Raw genomic sequence first — 16,016 nt, forward strand, 5'->3', positions numbered from 1 at the left:
CAGATGAACTCAAGAGTACAGTTTCGTTGGTACCCTGCGTCCATGGACGTTCCGCCGCCGCACCCCGCTCCCACCGGCGCCCGCGCCGCCCGCAAACGGCAGGCGATCGTGCGGGCCGCCCGCGACCTCTTCCTCCGCGAGGGCTTCGGCGTCGGGATGGACGCCATCGCCGCCGAGGCAGGCGTCTCCAAGGTGACCGTCTACAACCACTTCGGCAGCAAGGAAGCCCTCTTCACCGCCGTCGTCGCCGGCGCCCTCGACGAACCGCTGTCGGCCGGGGACACCGGAGGGCCCGACCTCTCCCGGCTCGCCGACGCCGAGGACCTGCGCGCCGCCCTCACCGAGGCCGGCCGCGCCTGGGCCCGGGCCATACGCGCCGACGAGGAGGCCCGCGCCCTGCGCACCCTCGTCGCCACCGAGCTCCACCGCTTCCCCGAACTGGGCCGCGCCTGGCGCGCGCACGGCCCGGCCGGCCACCACCCCGCCGTCGCGGACGCCCTGCGCACCCTCGCCGACCAGGGGCGGCTCGCGGTCCCGGACCTGGAGGTCGCGGTCCTCCAGCTCTACTCACTGCTCGTCTTCCCGCAGATGGTGTTCGAGCAGTACGGGACGGAGCTCACCGACGAGCTGAGCGAACGGCTCGTCGTCGACGGAGTCGAGATGTTCCTCCGCCGGTACACCGCCTGACGGGTGCCATCCTTGGTCTTCGACGGGGCCCCGCGTCGGGGAGTCGATCACCCCTGGGGATCTGTGGAGGAGTGACAGTGGAACTCGATCTCGCGGGCGCCGAGCTCAAGGCCGTCCTCAACCGACTGCGCCGGGCGCAGGGCCAGATCGCCGGCGTGATCCGGATGATCGAGGAGGGCCGGGACTGCGAGGAGGTCGTCACCCAGCTGGCCGCCGCCTCCCGCGCCCTCGACCGGGCCGGGTTCGCGATCATCGCCACCGGGCTGCAGCAGTGCTTGACCGACATCGAGGGCGGGCGCGCGAACGGCGAGGACCCCGAGGCGATGCGGGCCCGCCTGGAGAAGCTCTTCCTCTCCCTGGCGTGAGACGAGATCAGAGCAGAGTGCCCCCGGGGTTTCCCGGGGGGCACTCCGCTGTCTGCCGGCGCCGTCAGGCGTCCGCCAGGCCCTTCAGGCGCTTCGCGATGCGCGTCAGGCGCTCGCCCTGGTAGCGGGCGGCCTGGAGGACCTCCTCCGACGGGGCGCCGTTGGCGCCGGGGTGGGCCGTGCCGTACGGGTTGCCGCCGGCCGCGTACACCGCCGGGTCGGTGAAACCGGGCGAGACGATGATCGAGCCCCAGTGGTGGAAGGTGTTGTAGAGCGCGAGCAGCGTCGACTCGTTGCCGCCGTGGACGTTGTGGGCGCTGGTGAACGCGGTCGCGGGCTTGTCCGCCATGACGCCGCGCTGCCAGAGGCCGCCCGTCGTGTCGACGTACTGCTTCAGCTGCGCGGACACGTTCCCGAAGCGGGTCGGGGAGCCCAGCGCGTACGCGTCCGCCCACTCCAGGTCCTCCAGGGCGGCGACCTCCACGTCACCGGTGGCCTCGACGTGGGCACGCCACGCCGGGTTCGCGTCGATGGCGGCGTCGGGGGCGAGCTCGGGCACCCGGCGCAGGCGCACCTCGGCGCCGGCCTTCTCGGCGCCCTCGGCGACGGCCTGGGCGAGCTGGTGGACGGCTCCCGTGGCCGAGTAGTAGATGACGGCGACCTTGACGGACATGGCGAACTCTCCTCAGCCGGACACAATCGATCACTGGCAAGCGGATCACTTTCCGCTTGACCCCTCCGACAGTAAGCGGATGACTATCCGGTTCGCAAGGGGAACGGGTATGCTCGCCTCAGGAAGCGAGAAAGCGACCGAGGGGGAGACGGAGCTCAGGGCAGCCCAGGGACAGGAGTCGGCAGATGAGCACGGAGAACCCGCAGGCCGGGGAGAAGGCGGCGGCGCCGGTACTCGACCTGCTCCCCGCCGTCGACGCCCCCGCCCCCGAGCGCGCCGACGCGGCCCGCAACCGGCGCAGGATCCTCGACGCGGCCGCCCGGATCGTCGCCGAGGAAGGGCCCGACGCCGTCACCATGAACCAGGTCGCCCACGCCAGCGGCATCGGCGTCGGCACCGTCTACCGCCGCTTCGGCGACGTCTCCCAGCTCCTGTGGGCGCTCCTCGACGACCGCGAGCGCCGGTTCCAGGAGGCGTACATGAGCGGCCCTCCCCCGCTGGGCCCCGGCGCCCCGGCCGCCGAACGGCTCGACGCCTTCCTCGACGCGCTCGTCGACCGGGTAGGCGCCCAGCGCGCCCTGCTGCTCGCGGCGCACTCCGCCGCGCCCCGCGCCCGGTACCACAGCGGCGCCTACCGGGTGATGCACACCCACGTGGCCCTGCTCCTCGGTCAGCTCAGGCCGGGGAGCGACCACACGCTCCTCGCACACCTGGTGCTCGCGCCGTTCTCGCCCGACGTCATCCACCACCTGACGGTCGAGCAGGAGCTGTCGGCCGAGCGGCTCAAGGCCGGTGTGCGGGAGCTGCTGACCCTGCGCGCCTGAAGGCCCGTGGACCGCTCCGTGGACAGCGGTGGACCGGCGGGCTCCGGCGCCGCAGGATCCAGCCATGACCACGTACCTGATCCTGCACGGTTTCCAGAACCACCGTCCGCCCGCCCACTGGCAGCACTGGCTCGCCGGGCGGCTGCGCGAGCACGGCCACGAGGTCCGCTACCCCCAGCTGCCCGCGCCCGACGCGCCCGTCCTCGACGACTGGCTCGACGCCCTGGAGGAGCACGGGAAGCGCCCGGCCGAGGGCGAGTTCGTGGTCGTCGCGCACAGCCTGGCGGTGCTGCTGTGGCTGCGCGCCGGGGACCGGCGGCCGGACGCCGACCGGGTCCTCCTGGTCGCGCCGCCCTCGCCTCCGGTCACCGCCTCGATCCCCGAGATCGCCGCCTTCGCCGACGGCCTCGACCTGACGGAGGCGGGGCTCGAGGCGCGCCTCGTGTACGGGGAGGGGGACCCGTACTGCCCCGGGGGCGCCGACCGGCACTACGGCATCCCGCTCGGCCTCGACCTGGACCTCGTACCGGCCGGTGAGCACCTCAACCCCGATACGGGGTACGGGGAATGGCCCTCGGTCCTGGAGTGGTGCGAAGACCCGTCGGTGCGGGTGAGGGCCAACCAGGGCCTGTCCGGCGGATCATGGCCGCACAGGCCCTAGGCTCGGCGCAATGCATGCTGAACCCGCACCGTACGACCAGGGCCTGCTCGACGTGGGCGACGGCAACCGTATCCACTGGGAGGTCTCCGGGAACCCGGACGGCAAGCCCGCGCTCGTCGTGCACGGCGGGCCGGGCTCCGGATCCTCCCCGCGCAGCCGGCGCTGGTTCGACCCGGAGGCGTACCGGCTCGTCCTCTTCGACCAGCGAGGCTGCGGACGCTCCACCCCGCACGCGAGCGACCCGGCCGCCGACATGACCGTCAACACCACCGCGCACCTGGTGGCCGACATGGAGCGGCTGCGCGAGCACCTCGGGATCGAGCAGTGGCTGCTGTACGGGGGTTCCTGGGGCTCCACGCTGATCCTGGCGTACGCGGAGGCCCACCCCGAGCGCGTCTCGGAGATCGTGAGCCCGGCCGTCACGACCACCCGCCGGTCCGAGATCTCCTGGCTGTACGAGGGCGTCGGACGCTTCTTCCCCGAGGCCCACGAGCGCTTCCGGGCCGGGGTGGACCACGCGGACGACCTGCTCGGGGCGTACGCCGCACGGATGAACCACCCCGACCGGGCCGTACGCGAGAGGGCGGCGGCCGACTGGTGCGCCTGGGAGGACGCGGTCCTCTCCATGGAGGGCATGGGAACCCCGTACACCGACCGCGTCGACGACACCCGGCTCGGCTTCGTCCGGATCTGCTCGCACTACTTCGCGCACGGCGCCTGGCTGGAGGAGGGTGCGCTGATCCGCGACGCGCACCGGCTCGCCGGCATCCCCGGCGTCCTGATCCACGGCCGGCTCGACATGGGCGGCCCGCTCACCACCGCCTGGGAGCTGGCCCGCGCCTGGCCCGGGGCCGAGCTGCACGTGGTGGAGAAGGCGGGACACCTGGGCGGCGAGGAGACCGGAAAGCTGATCCTGGCGGCCCTCGACCGATTCGCGTCGGGGTGAACCCACCGGGCGCCCGCCCCGCGCGCGCGTGATGATCGGAGCATGAGTCCCCAGGTCCCCGAGATCCACCTCGCCCAGGCGCCCGAGGCCGACGCGCTCCTCGGCCGGTCACCGCTCGCCGCGCTCGTCGGCATGCTCCTCGACCAGCAGGTCCCGATGGAGTGGGCCTTCTCCGGCCCGTACACGATCGCCTCACGGCTCGGCGCGGACGATCTCGACGCGCACGACATCGCCGCCCGGGACCCCGAGGAGTTCGCCGCGCTGCTCTCCGCGAAACCCGCCGTGCACCGCTATCCGGGGTCCATGGCCGGCCGGATCCAGCAGCTGTGCCGCTTCCTCGTCGAGGAGTACGGGGGCGACGCCGCGGCCGTCTGGGCGGACGCGGCGACCGGGAAGGAGCTGCTCGCGCGGCTCCAGGCGCTGCCCGGCTTCGGGAAGCAGAAGGCTCAGATCTTCCTGGCCCTGCTCGGCAAGCAGTACGGGGTGCGGCCCGAGGGCTGGCGGGAGGCGGCCGGGCCGTACGGCGAGGAGGGCTGCCACCGCTCGGCGGCCGACATCACCGGGCCGGAGTCGCTCGCGAAGGTGCGCGCCCACAAGCAGGAGATGAAGGCGGCCGCGAAGGCGGCGAACGCCGCCAAGGCGCCCCAGGACCCCCCGGCCCCGTAGCTTCCAGGCCTTCCAGGCCGTCCGGTCGGCACTGGAGGCAAAAGCGGCGAAAGGTGGCGAGCAGGCCGGGAATTGATAATTCCGCATTTCATTCCTGTGTGTCCTGACAGGAATTACGACGGATCTGTTCACAGAACGCCCCCGAGATCGCTAACTTCCCCTCAACCTCGTCCGTACCGGGAAGGACTTCTGTGAACGCATCCCAGCGCCGGGCCGCGGCCATCCTCGCCGCCGCCGCCCTCGTCACCCCGCTGGTCCTTGCCTCCCCCGCCACCGCGGGTCAGGACCCCACGGCCGCACCCGCCCGCGATGCCGCCAGGCTGGCGAAGAAGCTGGTCCGCGAAACCACCGCCCAGGACGCCTACAAGCACCTGCAGAAGTTCCAGGCGATAGCCGACTCGGCCGGTGGGAACCGCGCGGCCGGCACCCTCGGCCACGACGCCTCGGCCGCGTACGTGTACACGCAGCTCAAGAAGGCCGGATACGACGTCCGGTACCAGCAGTTCGACTTCATCTACACCCAGACGCTCGCCGAGAAGGCCTCCGTCCTCGCGCCCGAACCCCGGGCGCTCGACATCAAGGCCATGACGTACACGAAGTCCACCCCGGTCGGCGGCATCACCGCCGAGCTCGCGGCCGTGCCCGTCGACGCCGACGGCTCCACCGGCTGCGAGCCGGGCGACTTCGCCTCCGGCACCTTCACCGGGAAGATCGCGCTGATCAAGCGCGGCGTCTGCTCCTTCGCGGTCAAGCAGCAGAACGCGGCCGCGGCCGGCGCCGTCGGCGCGGTCGTCTACAACAACGTCGAAGGCGCCCTCTCCGGCACCCTCGGCGACCCTGCCGCCGGAAAGATCCCCACCGGCGGGATCAGCCTCGCCGAGGGCACGCGGCTCGCCGCCGACCTCGCCAAGGGCCCGGTTTCGCTCTCCTTCGAGATCCGCCAGCTCCAGGAGAAGCGCACCACCAACAACGTCATCGCGGAGACCAGGGGCGGGAACGCCGCCAACACGGTGGTGCTCGGCTCCCACCTCGACTCCGTCACCGCGGGCCCCGGCATCAACGACAACGGCTCCGGCTCCGCTGGTCTCCTGCAGACCGCCCTGGAACTCGCCAAGTCGAAGGACAAGGTCCGCAACAAGGTCCGCTTCGCCTGGTGGTCGGCCGAGGAGGTCGGCCTCCTCGGCTCCGAGCACTACGTCACCCACCTGTCGGAGCTCGACAAGAAGGAGATCAAGCTCTACCTCAACTTCGACATGATCGCCTCGCCGAACTACGGCCTGTTCGTGTACGACGGTGACAACTCCGACGGCGTCGGCGCCGACGCGGGCCCCGAGGGCTCCGCCCAACTGGAGCGCGACATCACCGACTTCATGGACAAGCGCGGGGTCCCGCACGAGGGCACCGACTTCACCGGCCGCTCCGACTACGGCCCGTTCATCAAGGTCGGCATCCCCTCCGGCGGCACCTTCACCGGCGCCGAGGGCATCAAGACCGCCGCCCAGGCCGCCAAGTACGGCGGCACGGCGGGCGTCGCCTACGACGTGAACTACCACGCCAAGGGCGACGACCTCCGCAACATCGACATGACGGCCTTCGACGTCAACATCGACGTCATCGCCAACGCCGTGGGCACCTACGCCCACGACATCTCCTCCCTGCGCAAGCCGGTCGTCTCCACCCCGACCACGGGCGACGCCGGCAGCGGCGGCGGCCTGCACGGCGACCACGACGAGGTGACCGCCTAGCCGGCGCTCAGCGCCTCCGGCGGGCGGTCCCGAAGAGCGAACGGCTGATCTCCCGGCCCACCTGGGTGCCGATCGACCGGGCCAGGGACGTGAAGACCCCGCTGCCCACCACCTTTTCGGCGAGCGAGGGCTCCCTCCTCCGATCCTCCGGATCCTCGGGATCCTTGGGAGCGGGAGCCCTCGCTGTCTCCTTCTCCCGCGCCGCCTCCAGCGCCGCCGCCTCCGCCGCCTTCTGCTCGGCGCTCAGCTTCTCGTACGCCGACGCCCGGTCCACCGCCTCCGCGTACCGCCCGTACAGCGGCGAAGCCCGCACCGCCGCGGCCAGCGCGGCCGCGTCGACCGGGCCCATCAGCGACTCGGGGGCCCGCAAGCGGGTCGCCGCCACCGGCGTCGGCGCGCCCTTCTCGCTCAGTACGGTGATCACCGCCTCGCCCGTACCGAGCCCGGTGAGCACCTCCTCCAGGTCGTACGGCGAGTTCGGGAAGGTCCGCACCGTCGCCTTCAGGGCCTTCGCGTCGTCCGGGGTGAAGGCGCGCAGCGCGTGCTGCACCCGGTTGCCGAGCTGGGCGAGCACGTCCGAGGGGACGTCCTTCGGGGTCTGCGTCACGAAGAAGACCCCGACGCCCTTCGAGCGGATCAGCCGCACCGTCTGGGTGATCGACTCCAGGAAGGCCTTCGAGGCGCCGCTGAACAGCAGGTGCGCCTCGTCGAAGAAGAAGACCAGCTTCGGCTTCTCCAGGTCGCCGACCTCCGGCAGGTCGTGGAAGAGGTCCGCCAGCATCCACATCAGGAACGTCGAGAACAGCTGCGGCTTGTCCTGCACGGCCGGCAGCTCCAGGACCGAGACGATCCCGCGCCCGTCCTCCGCCGTCCGCAGGAAGGCGGCCGTGTCGAACTCCGGCTCCCCGAAGAAGTCCCCCGCTCCCTGCTGCTCGAAGGCCGTGAGCGCCCGCAGGATCACCCCGGCCGTCACCGTCGAGAGGCCGCCGATCCCCTTGAGCTCGGCCTTCCCCGTGTCCGAGACCAGGAAGGCGACCACCGCCCGCAGGTCCTTGAGGTCGACCAGCTCCAGGCCCTTGGCGTCGGCGTAGTGGAAGATCAGGCCGAGCGACTGCTCCTGCGTCCGGTTGAGCTGGAGCACCTTGGAGAGGAGCACGGGACCGAAACTGGTCACCGTCGCGCGCACCGGGATGCCGGTGCCGGCGCCCCCGAGCGCGTAGAACTCGCAGGGGAAGTCGCGTGACCGCCACTCCTGGCCCACCTGCCCCGCGCGCTCCCGGACCTTCTCGCCGTCCTGGCCGGGGGCCGAGATGCCGGACACGTCCCCCTTGATGTCGGCGAGGAAGACCGGCACGCCGTGCGACGAGAGCTGCTCGGCGATCAGCTGGAGCGTCTTCGTCTTGCCGGTGCCGGTGGCTCCGGCGACGAGACCGTGCCGGTTGAGCACCGGCAGCGGGACGCGGACGGGCGCGTCCGGGTGACAGACGCCGTCCCAGAGCAGAGCCCCCAGTTCGAGTGCGGGTCCGTCGAAGGCGTACCCGGCGGCGATCTCGGCGGCGGGCCCCGCCAGGGAGGCGGGTGGCGGCTCGCTCACGCTCATGACGGCACCCCGATTCCGGTTTTCTCACGGTTTGCACCAGCATCCCACCGGCCTCGCGTGGCTGCGCCGGGAGCCGCTCGCCCGGTAGGCTTTCCGTGTGATCTTCAAGCGCATCGGAAACGGAAAGCCGTATCCCGACCACGGCCGGGAAAGCACCCGGCAGTGGGCGGACGTCGCGCCGCGCCCGGTCCGCCTCGACCAGCTGGTGACCACCAAGGGCCAGCTGGACCTGGAGACCCTGCTCGCCGAGGACTCCACCTTCTACGGCGACCTCTTCGCGCACGTCGTGAAGTGGCAGGGCGACCTCTACCTCGAGGACGGACTGCACCGCGCCGTCCGCGCGGCGCTCCAGCAGCGCCAGGTGCTGCACGCCCGCGTCCTGGAACTCGACTGACCGTCGCTCCGCTGACCCTTTCGAGGGCAGTTCACCCCCATCCGGACGCGATCACATGATCATCAAGTAGGCATCGCAGACGGGCGGCATTACGCTGCGTTCATGAGCATGCTCACTCCCCCCGGCATGGGCGGAAAGTACCGCATCACGGGCGATGTCTACCCCCGTATGCGGCGCCCCCACCGCCGGCGCAGGATCGTCCTCGCGTCCGCCGCCGCCGTGGTCGTGCTCGGCGCGGCCGGCTGGGGGACGCTGCAGCTCGTCGACGTCTTCTCCGGTGACGGCACGAAGACGACGGCCGGCAAGCAGGCCGACTGCAAGCCGGCCCCCAAGGCGACCGCCGCGCCCGCCGCCGCGTTCCCCAAGCCCGCGCAGATCACGGTCAACGTCTACAACGCGACCCCGCGCAGCGGGCTCGCCAAGACGACCGCCGACGAACTCAGGAAACGCGGCTTCAAGATCGGCAAGGTGGGGAACGCGCCCGCCGCCTTCGACAAGAAGGTCCCGGGCGCCGGCCTGCTGGTCGGCGCGCCCGCGGCCACCAAGGGCGCCTTCCCGGTCCTCGGCACCCAGCTCGCGGGCGCCACGACCAGGACGGACACCCGGGACACGGCGGACGTGGACCTGATCATCGGGACCGCGTTCAAGACGCTGTCCCCGAAAGCGAAGGCGGACGCGGCCCTGGTCACCCTGACCAAGCCCGCGCCCGCGGTGAAGCCCTGCCGGTAGGGAGCGCCGGCTCTGCGGAGCCGGCTGTGTCCTGCTCGGCGGAGCCGGCTGCGCCTGGTTCGGCGGAGCCGGCTGTGTCCTATTCGGCGGGGCCGGCTGTGCCTTATTCGGCGGAGCCGTACATGCGGTCGCCCGCGTCGCCCAGGCCCGGCACGATGTAGCCGTTCTCGTTGAGGCGCTCGTCGACCGAGGCGGTCACGACGGTCACCGGCGTGCCGGCGAGCTCGCGCTCCATGACCTCGACGCCCTCCGGGGCGGCGAGGAGCACGACCGCGGTCACGTCGTCGGCGCCGCGCTTGATGAGCTCCTGGATCGCCGCGACCAGCGTGCCGCCGGTCGCCAGCATCGGGTCCAGGACGTACACCTGGCGGCCCGAGAGGTCCTCCGGCATCCGCGTCGCGTAGGTCGACGCCGCCAGCGTCTGCTCGTCGCGGATCATGCCGAGGAAGCCGACCTCGGCCGTCGGGAGCAGCCGCACCATGCCGTCGAGCATGCCGAGCCCGGCGCGCAGGATCGGGACCACCAGCGGACGCGGGTGCGACAGCTTCACGCCGGTCGTCGGCGTGACGGGGGTCTCGATGTCGACCTGCTCGGTCCGCACGTCCCTGGTGGCCTCGTAGGCGAGCAGGGTGACCAGCTCGTCGGCGAGACGGCGGAAGGTCGCGGAGTCCGTGCGCTTGTCGCGCAGGGTGGTGAGCTTGTGGGCGACCAGAGGGTGGTCGACGACGTGGAGACGCATGACTCAACAGTAGCCCGCCCCGCACTGGCATCGACCCACGCCGCCGGGGGAAGGTGGGGACACAGGGACCCAGCGATGGGGTGGTGTGGCAGATGCCCGACCTGGAAGAACCGGCAAAGGGAGCCGCCGAGGGGGCGGCCCGCACGCCGGCACCGGAGACCGACGCGGAGCGGCGCAGGCGCCGCGCCCAGTTCCTCCGCGAACTGAACGAGGCCAAGGCGCTGCGCGAGCGCGTGCAGCCGCGGCGCGCCCGGGCCGCCCGGATGCGCCAGGCCATGCGGATGCGGACCTTCCGGTGGTGAGGTGCCGGACGGCGGACCCGCCGTGCGCCCCCGTCGTGCGCCGGGGTCGCACGCCCGCCCGATCGCGGGGTCGTTCAGACTGATGCACGACGCAAGAGCCGAAGACCTCTCCAGATGGCGTCGTTTCTGTCACGATGCCGATTGGGCGGGCATCAGGAGCGCGCCGCCGGAACGTCACACCTCTGATCAGTGGGAGAGAGTCAGGTGTACTTCGCCGCACTGCTCGCGCGCACCGAAGACGGGTGGGAAGCGAGCGACACGGAGCTCGACGACGTGGAGACCCTGTCGGATCTGGCCGAGCTCGCCCGTGAGGCCTCGGACGACGACACGGTGATCGTCTACATCGAGCAGGAGGACGCGTGGTTCGGGATCGTCCGGATCGAGGGTGAGGAAGACCCTCGTATCTACGTCTCGGACGCCGCCGCCGCCGCCCGTTCCTCGTACGGGGAGATGCTCACCCGGGAGATCCTCGGCGACGACCTGGACGACCTGGACGTCCTGGTCGACGACCTGGAGGCGCTGGACCTGGACGGCACCGAGGACGGGGAGCCGCTCGACGCCGAGGCGGACGAGGACGACGAGGCGGGCTCCGTCGCCGCCGAGGCCGTCCCGGCCGCTCCGGTGGGCGACCGGCTGATCCTGGCGGACCTCGGGATGTCGGCCGAGGACCTGCTGGCCCTGGACAGCGACGCGCTCGCGGAGATCGCGGACACGCTGGGCGCCGCCGAGGTTCTGGAGGCCGTCCGCTAGTGGCACCCGCGGTACCTGTTCCCGACCCCGCTCCCGACGCCGTTCGGGACCCGGTGCGGGATCCCTGGCGGGACGTCATGCGGCTCGCTCTCGCCGAGGCCGACGCGGCCGCTCCGGCCGGTGACGTACCGGTCGGGGCGGTCGTGCTCGGGCCGGACGGCACGGTGATCGCCCGCGCGCACAACGAGCGGGAGGCGACCGGGGACCCCACGGCGCACGCCGAGGTGCTCGCCCTGCGCCGGGCGGCCGCGGTGACCGGCGAGTGGCGGCTGACGGGGTGCACGCTCGTCGTGACCCTGGAGCCGTGCGTGATGTGCGCCGGCGCACTCGTCCAGTCGCGCGTCGACCGGGTGGTGTTCGGGGCGCTCGACGAGAAGGCGGGCGCCACCGGTTCGCTCTGGGACCTCGTGCGGGACCAGCGGCTCAACCACCGCCCCGAGGTGATCCAGGGCGTCCTCGGCGAGGAGTGCGCGGAGCAGTTGACGGCCTTCTTCCGCAGCCGCTGACCCCTGCTCCGACCTGGGCTGCGATACGGATTTCATCGCAGCGCCAGTTTCGGCTAAGCTCTCTCTCGGTAGCGTGTCCGAGCGGCCGAAGGAGCTCGCCTCGAAAGCGAGTGTGGCGCAAGTCACCGAGGGTTCAAATCCCTCCGCTACCGCTTCGATCGAAGGGCCCGGCGCATCAGCGCCGGGCCCTTCGGCGTATCTCGCGTGGGTACGGAGAGGGGTACGCAAAAGGCCCCGGGCCACGCTCGTGGCGCGGGCCGGGGCCTTCTTCCGCAGGACGGGGGGAGCGGCATCGGGGGGACAAGCCGCCCCCCCCCCGATGAGAACCGGACCTGCAAGTCCTGCGCCGCCTCCGGGGGAAGCCAGCGGCGCGGACCCCGCAGTGCGGGCCGGTTCCTTCGAGCCCCGCGCATTCCTGCCAGATCCGCCGGGCTCGACATTCATCCTGCTCGCCCGTCACCCTTCCGGGGGGGGGCGGCGAAAGGCCCCGGTCGCCGGGCCCTTGGTCCATAAAGGCTCGGTTAGAGTGGCGCGGTCGTTCGGCGGGGGAACAGGGGAGGGCTGGGCAGATGGCGCAAGCGAAGAAGGTCGCGCTGTACGCGGTGGTGGTCTTTGTGCTGTACACGATCGTCACCTCCCCGGCCCGGGCGGCCGACCTCGTCCAGGTAGGGTTCGAGGGCATTTCCAGCGCTGCCCAGGGAGTCGGCCAGTTCATGACCGAACTCGTCAACTAGGAGCTTTTCGTGATCCGCCATCTGGTCCTCTTCAAGCTCAACGACGGCGTCTCGCGCGACGAGCCGCAGGTGGTCGCCGGTGTCGAGGCGTTCCGCGCGCTCGGCGACCAGATCCCGGAGCTGCGGTTCTGGGAGTGCGACTGGAACATCACGGACCGGCCGATCGCGTACGACTTCGCCATCAACTCGGCCGTCGAGGACACGGACGCGCTCCAGCGCTACCTCGACCACCCCGCGCACCAGGCGGGCGTCGCCCAGTGGCGCGAGTTCGCCACCTGGGTGATCGCGGACTACGCCTTCTAGCCCCGCTTCACCCCGAGGCCCCCTGCTCCTGCGGCAGGGGGTCTTTTCCGTGTGTGACCTCCCCTTTTCCACCGTTATGCCCTCAACACGTCACTTTGCGGTGCTTGCACACAGTGGACATGTCTTGTGATGCTATGACCGCTTTTGACGGATGAGTTGACCGTAGTTGACCCAGTCGACCAGCAAGACCAGCCAAAGGGGTGGCGTGAACGTGCCGGCCAGTACAGCACCTCAGGTCCCGCCCCAGCACGAGGCAGGCGGCCCGGAGGCCCCGCGTCCCCGCCCCCAGAGCACCCGTGGCGCCGACACCCGCGCCCTCACCCAGGTGCTCTTCGGGCAGCTCAAGAACCTGGAGCCGGGCACCCCCGAGCACGACCGGGTGCGCGGGGCCCTCATCGAGGCGAACCTGCCGCTCGTGCGGTACGCGGCGGCCCGCTTCCGCTCCCGCAACGAGCCGATGGAGGACGTCGTCCAGGTCGGCACCATCGGCCTCATCAACGCCATCGACCGCTTCGACCCCGACCGGGGCGTGCAGTTCCCCACCTTCGCCATGCCGACCGTCGTCGGCGAGATCAAGCGGTACTTCCGCGACAACGTCCGGACCGTGCACGTGCCGCGCCGGCTGCACGAGCTCTGGGTCCAGGTCAACGGCGCCACCGAGGACCTGACGACCGCTCACGGCCGCTCCCCCACGACGGCGGAGATCGCCGAGCGGCTGCGGATCGGCGAGGACGAGGTGCTCGCCTGCATCGAGGCCGGCCGCTCTTACCACGCCACCTCCCTGGAGGCCGCGCAGGAGGGCGACGGACTGCCCGGACTGCTCGACCGGCTCGGCTACGAGGACCCCGCCCTGGCCGGCGTCGAGCACCGCGACCTCGTCCGGCACCTGCTCGTCCAGCTGCCCGAGCGGGAGCAGCGGATCCTGATGCTGCGCTACTACAGCAATTTGACCCAGTCTCAGATCAGCCAGGAACTCGGCGTCTCCCAGATGCACGTGTCAAGGCTCCTCGCCCGCAGTTTCGCCCGCTTGAGATCCGCAAACAGGATCGAGGCGTAACCAGAACGGGTAGACCGGTTCGGAGCAGTTCTCCGAGGGACCAAATGCCGTACACCCCTTGTTTCCTGCGGAAATGCAACCTCGCTGTGTCGACAAGTCACTACAGCGTGTTGCCGACATGTGACATTCTGCTGGAACCGAGTTTGCCGCAGCCCCGCCGCCGGTATTCAGGTGGAGGCTGCGTTCCTCAGATGGTCGCGGCCGCCGCGACCGTCCGCGACCTCAAGGGGGTGGCATGTCCACAGAACTGGGCAGCTCGAAGGTGCTCACGCTCACGCCCGTTCCCGTGCCCGCGCAGACGACGGCGCCGACCGCGACCGACAGCGAAGTCCGGCCGGCCCCGGAGGTCACGCAGCCGCCGATGACGGTCACGTCGGGAGCCCTCGACACCCGCACCCTCTCCCGCTCCCTCTTCCTGCGGCTGCGCGCCCTCGACACCGAGGGAGCCGCGGCCGACAGCCCGGAGCGGACCTACGTCCGCGACACCCTCATCGAGCTCAACCTCCCCCTCGTGCGCTACGCGGCGGCCCGCTTCCGCTCCCGCAACGAGCCGATGGAGGACATCGTCCAGGTCGGCACCATCGGCCTGATCAAGGCGATCGACCGCTTCGACTGCGAACGGGGCGTGGAGTTCCCGACGTTCGCCATGCCGACCGTCGTCGGTGAGATCAAGCGCTTCTTCCGCGACACCTCGTGGTCGGTCCGCGTCCCGCGCCGGCTCCAGGAGCTGCGCCTCGCCCTCACCAAGGCCAGCGACGAGCTCGCGCAGAAGCTCGACCGCTCCCCCACCGTCCCCGAACTCGCCGCCGTGCTCGGGGTGTCGGAGGAGGACGTCGTCGACGGCCTCGCCGTCGGCAACGCGTACACCGCGTCCTCGCTCGATTCCCCCTCGCCCGAGGACGACGGCGGCGAGGGCTCGCTCGCGGACCGCCTGGGCTACGAGGACACGGCCCTCGAAGGCGTCGAGTACCGCGAGTCCCTCAAGCCGCTGCTGGCCAAACTGCCGCCCCGGGAGCGGCAGATCATCATGCTCCGCTTCTTCGCCAACATGACCCAGTCCCAGATCGGCGAGGAGGTCGGCATCTCCCAGATGCACGTCTCGCGCCTCCTCACCCGCACCCTGGCCCAGCTGCGCGAAGGCCTCATCTCCGACTGACTTCCCCAAACTGCCACCCCGTTGACGGCTCGTCAGCCACACTGGGGCGCATGCGGCGAAGGAAGCCCGGACTCGTGGCGGTGGCGCTCTGCCTCGGCGGAGCGCTGACCGCGTGCGGTGGCGGCGGAGACGGCGAGGGGTACGCGGCGGTCGGCGCCGGCCCCTCCCCGAAGGGCGCGGTCGCCCCTTCGGGGGTGGTCACCCTCGTCCCCCTGGAGAGCCCGTCCGCGAGCGGGACGACATCCAGCACGTCGTCCCCGTCGCCGGCTCCCCCCGGGACGTCCGGCGCGCCCTCCAGCGGTGCCTCTCCGGGCCCGTCCGGTGCGCCATCGACTTCCGGGACCTCCGGGATTTCCGGTACCTCCGGGTCTTCCCGTACGGACACGGGTACGGGATCGAGTACGGCTCCGGCGACCGCGCCGCCCGCCCGTGACGGGTCCGGCACCGGCTCCGGGGGCGGCACCCCGCCCCGTACCCCCTCCGCGACTCCCGGCACCACCGCACCCGGCACCGGCACGCCCCCGTCCTCCCCCGCGCCGACCCCCGCTCCCGGGCCCGCCGTGCTCACCGTCTCCGCGCCCAGCATCGCGGACGGCGACCGGCGCTGGTGCCAGCGCGTGACCGTGACCTTCCGCAACACCGGTGGTTCCGCCGCAACTTCGGGCACGGCCGGCTTCTCGACGCACATCATCGGTCTGCTCGGCACCGACTGGGGGACGGTCCCCTCCCGTCAGCCGCTCCCCACGCCGATCGCCGCCGGTGCGGCGCGGACGCAGACGTACACCGTGTGTGTGGACTCCTGGCGGGTGCCGCTCGGCATGCGGATCGAGACCCGTGAGGTCACCGCCGTATGGCGCTGACCAGTACCTCCGCGACCTCCGCCGGGTGCTCCACGCAGCCCACGTGGCCGCCGGGGAACTCGACGGTCTCCGCCCCGGTCAGCTCCGCGATCCGGCGGGACGGCCCGGTCAGCGCCTCCTGACCCGCCGCCTCCCGCCCGACGCCCAGGACCGGCTTCCCGGCGGCGGCACGCAGCCCGCCCAGGCCCGGGCGGCGGAGGAGGAGAAGGGGAGGAAGACGGCGGTGTCCGCGACCTCGGTCGGCTCGATCCGCTGCCGGGTGGCCGCGAGCCGCACCCGCAGGTCGCGGAGGTTTCTGATGTGCGAGTACGGGCCGGGG

General features: G+C 71.7%; 20 protein-coding genes and 1 tRNA gene. 18 read left to right on the forward strand and 3 right to left on the reverse strand.

Annotation, left to right across the window (positions count from 1 at the left end):
* The first annotated feature begins 42 nt into the window (after positions 1-42).
* Together ACZ51I_RS18870 and ACZ51I_RS18875 are read left to right on the forward strand one after the other, a co-directional pair.
* The gene (locus tag ACZ51I_RS18870; protein WP_468877010.1) at positions 43-687 is read left to right on the forward strand and encodes a TetR/AcrR family transcriptional regulator; all 645 of its coding nucleotides are present in this window, start codon (positions 43-45) and stop codon (positions 685-687) included.
* 77 nt (positions 688-764) lie between these two features.
* Entirely contained in the window at positions 765-1,052 is a 288-nt protein-coding gene (locus ACZ51I_RS18875) for a metal-sensitive transcriptional regulator (protein ID WP_468877013.1), read from the forward strand.
* A 64-nt stretch (positions 1,053-1,116) separates the two neighbouring features.
* Here the strand turns inward: ACZ51I_RS18875 and wrbA are convergent, their stop codons facing one another.
* The gene (gene wrbA, locus ACZ51I_RS18880; protein WP_468877016.1) at positions 1,117-1,725 is read right to left on the reverse strand and encodes an NAD(P)H:quinone oxidoreductase; all 609 of its coding nucleotides are present in this window, start codon (positions 1,723-1,725) and stop codon (positions 1,117-1,119) included.
* Positions 1,726-1,910: 185 nt separating this feature from the next.
* On the opposite strand from wrbA, the gene ACZ51I_RS18885 reads away from it, so the two are divergent.
* The 5 genes from ACZ51I_RS18885 to ACZ51I_RS18905 all read left to right on the forward strand — a co-directional run bounded on the left by ACZ51I_RS18885 (position 1,911) and on the right by ACZ51I_RS18905 (position 6,567).
* Complete coding sequence (locus ACZ51I_RS18885; protein WP_468877019.1) at positions 1,911-2,549, forward strand: TetR/AcrR family transcriptional regulator; 639 nt, start codon at positions 1,911-1,913, stop codon at positions 2,547-2,549.
* 64 nt (positions 2,550-2,613) lie between these two features.
* Entirely contained in the window at positions 2,614-3,210 is a 597-nt protein-coding gene (locus ACZ51I_RS18890; protein WP_468877021.1) for an RBBP9/YdeN family alpha/beta hydrolase, read from the forward strand.
* Positions 3,211-3,220: 10 nt separating this feature from the next.
* The gene (gene pip / locus ACZ51I_RS18895; RefSeq protein ID WP_468877023.1) at positions 3,221-4,156 is read left to right on the forward strand and encodes a prolyl aminopeptidase; all 936 of its coding nucleotides are present in this window, start codon (positions 3,221-3,223) and stop codon (positions 4,154-4,156) included.
* A gap of 42 nt (positions 4,157-4,198) precedes the next feature.
* A complete protein-coding gene (locus ACZ51I_RS18900) occupies positions 4,199-4,822 on the forward strand; it encodes an HhH-GPD-type base excision DNA repair protein (protein WP_468877026.1) in 624 nt (207 codons plus the stop codon).
* Between the two features lie 191 nt (positions 4,823-5,013).
* Positions 5,014-6,567, forward strand: a complete 1,554-nt coding sequence (locus tag ACZ51I_RS18905) for a M28 family metallopeptidase (protein WP_468877029.1) — start codon at positions 5,014-5,016, stop codon at positions 6,565-6,567.
* 7 nt (positions 6,568-6,574) lie between these two features.
* Here ACZ51I_RS18905 and ACZ51I_RS18910 read toward each other — a convergent pair whose 3' ends face one another.
* Positions 6,575-8,167 (reverse strand): helicase HerA-like domain-containing protein, encoded by a 1,593-nt coding sequence (locus tag ACZ51I_RS18910; protein WP_468877030.1) that lies wholly within the window; start codon positions 8,165-8,167, stop codon positions 6,575-6,577.
* A gap of 97 nt (positions 8,168-8,264) precedes the next feature.
* On the opposite strand from ACZ51I_RS18910, the gene ACZ51I_RS18915 reads away from it, so the two are divergent.
* Positions 8,265-8,561 (forward strand): type II toxin-antitoxin system VapB family antitoxin, encoded by a 297-nt coding sequence (locus ACZ51I_RS18915; protein WP_030209440.1) that lies wholly within the window; start codon positions 8,265-8,267, stop codon positions 8,559-8,561.
* A 102-nt stretch (positions 8,562-8,663) separates the two neighbouring features.
* On the forward strand, positions 8,664-9,290 hold the full coding sequence (locus ACZ51I_RS18920) for a LytR C-terminal domain-containing protein (RefSeq protein WP_468877034.1): 627 nt from the start codon (positions 8,664-8,666) through the stop codon (positions 9,288-9,290).
* A gap of 103 nt (positions 9,291-9,393) precedes the next feature.
* Here ACZ51I_RS18920 and upp read toward each other — a convergent pair whose 3' ends face one another.
* Entirely contained in the window at positions 9,394-10,029 is a 636-nt protein-coding gene (gene upp / locus ACZ51I_RS18925) for a uracil phosphoribosyltransferase (RefSeq protein ID WP_468877036.1), read from the reverse strand.
* A 92-nt stretch (positions 10,030-10,121) separates the two neighbouring features.
* Here upp and ACZ51I_RS18930 point away from each other — a divergent pair, with 92 nt between their 5' ends.
* The 9 genes from ACZ51I_RS18930 to ACZ51I_RS18970 all read left to right on the forward strand — a co-directional run bounded on the left by ACZ51I_RS18930 (position 10,122) and on the right by ACZ51I_RS18970 (position 15,697).
* Positions 10,122-10,331, forward strand: a complete 210-nt coding sequence (locus tag ACZ51I_RS18930; RefSeq protein WP_468877038.1) for a hypothetical protein — start codon at positions 10,122-10,124, stop codon at positions 10,329-10,331.
* Between the two features lie 204 nt (positions 10,332-10,535).
* Positions 10,536-11,081 (forward strand): tRNA adenosine deaminase-associated protein, encoded by a 546-nt coding sequence (locus tag ACZ51I_RS18935; protein ID WP_468878184.1) that lies wholly within the window; start codon positions 10,536-10,538, stop codon positions 11,079-11,081.
* A 77-nt stretch (positions 11,082-11,158) separates the two neighbouring features.
* Positions 11,159-11,587: a tRNA adenosine(34) deaminase TadA gene (gene tadA, locus ACZ51I_RS18940; RefSeq protein WP_468877041.1), complete on the forward strand. Its 429-nt coding sequence runs from the start codon at positions 11,159-11,161 to the stop codon at positions 11,585-11,587.
* 67 nt (positions 11,588-11,654) lie between these two features.
* Positions 11,655-11,739: transfer RNA gene (locus ACZ51I_RS18945), tRNA-Ser, on the forward strand.
* Between the two features lie 417 nt (positions 11,740-12,156).
* Positions 12,157-12,321 (forward strand): hypothetical protein, encoded by a 165-nt coding sequence (locus tag ACZ51I_RS18950; RefSeq protein ID WP_177181689.1) that lies wholly within the window; start codon positions 12,157-12,159, stop codon positions 12,319-12,321.
* 9 nt (positions 12,322-12,330) lie between these two features.
* Complete coding sequence (locus ACZ51I_RS18955; RefSeq protein WP_468877045.1) at positions 12,331-12,624, forward strand: Dabb family protein; 294 nt, start codon at positions 12,331-12,333, stop codon at positions 12,622-12,624.
* A 211-nt stretch (positions 12,625-12,835) separates the two neighbouring features.
* A complete protein-coding gene (locus ACZ51I_RS18960; RefSeq protein ID WP_468877047.1) occupies positions 12,836-13,681 on the forward strand; it encodes an RNA polymerase sigma factor SigF in 846 nt (281 codons plus the stop codon).
* Between the two features lie 235 nt (positions 13,682-13,916).
* The gene (locus ACZ51I_RS18965; RefSeq protein WP_468877049.1) at positions 13,917-14,837 is read left to right on the forward strand and encodes an RNA polymerase sigma factor SigF; all 921 of its coding nucleotides are present in this window, start codon (positions 13,917-13,919) and stop codon (positions 14,835-14,837) included.
* A 50-nt stretch (positions 14,838-14,887) separates the two neighbouring features.
* Positions 14,888-15,697, forward strand: coding sequence for a hypothetical protein (locus tag ACZ51I_RS18970; protein ID WP_468877050.1), 810 nt, complete (start codon positions 14,888-14,890; stop codon positions 15,695-15,697).
* The last annotated feature ends 319 nt before the right edge of the window (positions 15,698-16,016 follow it).

Source organism: Streptomyces sp. NPDC034084 (assembly GCF_055575535.1).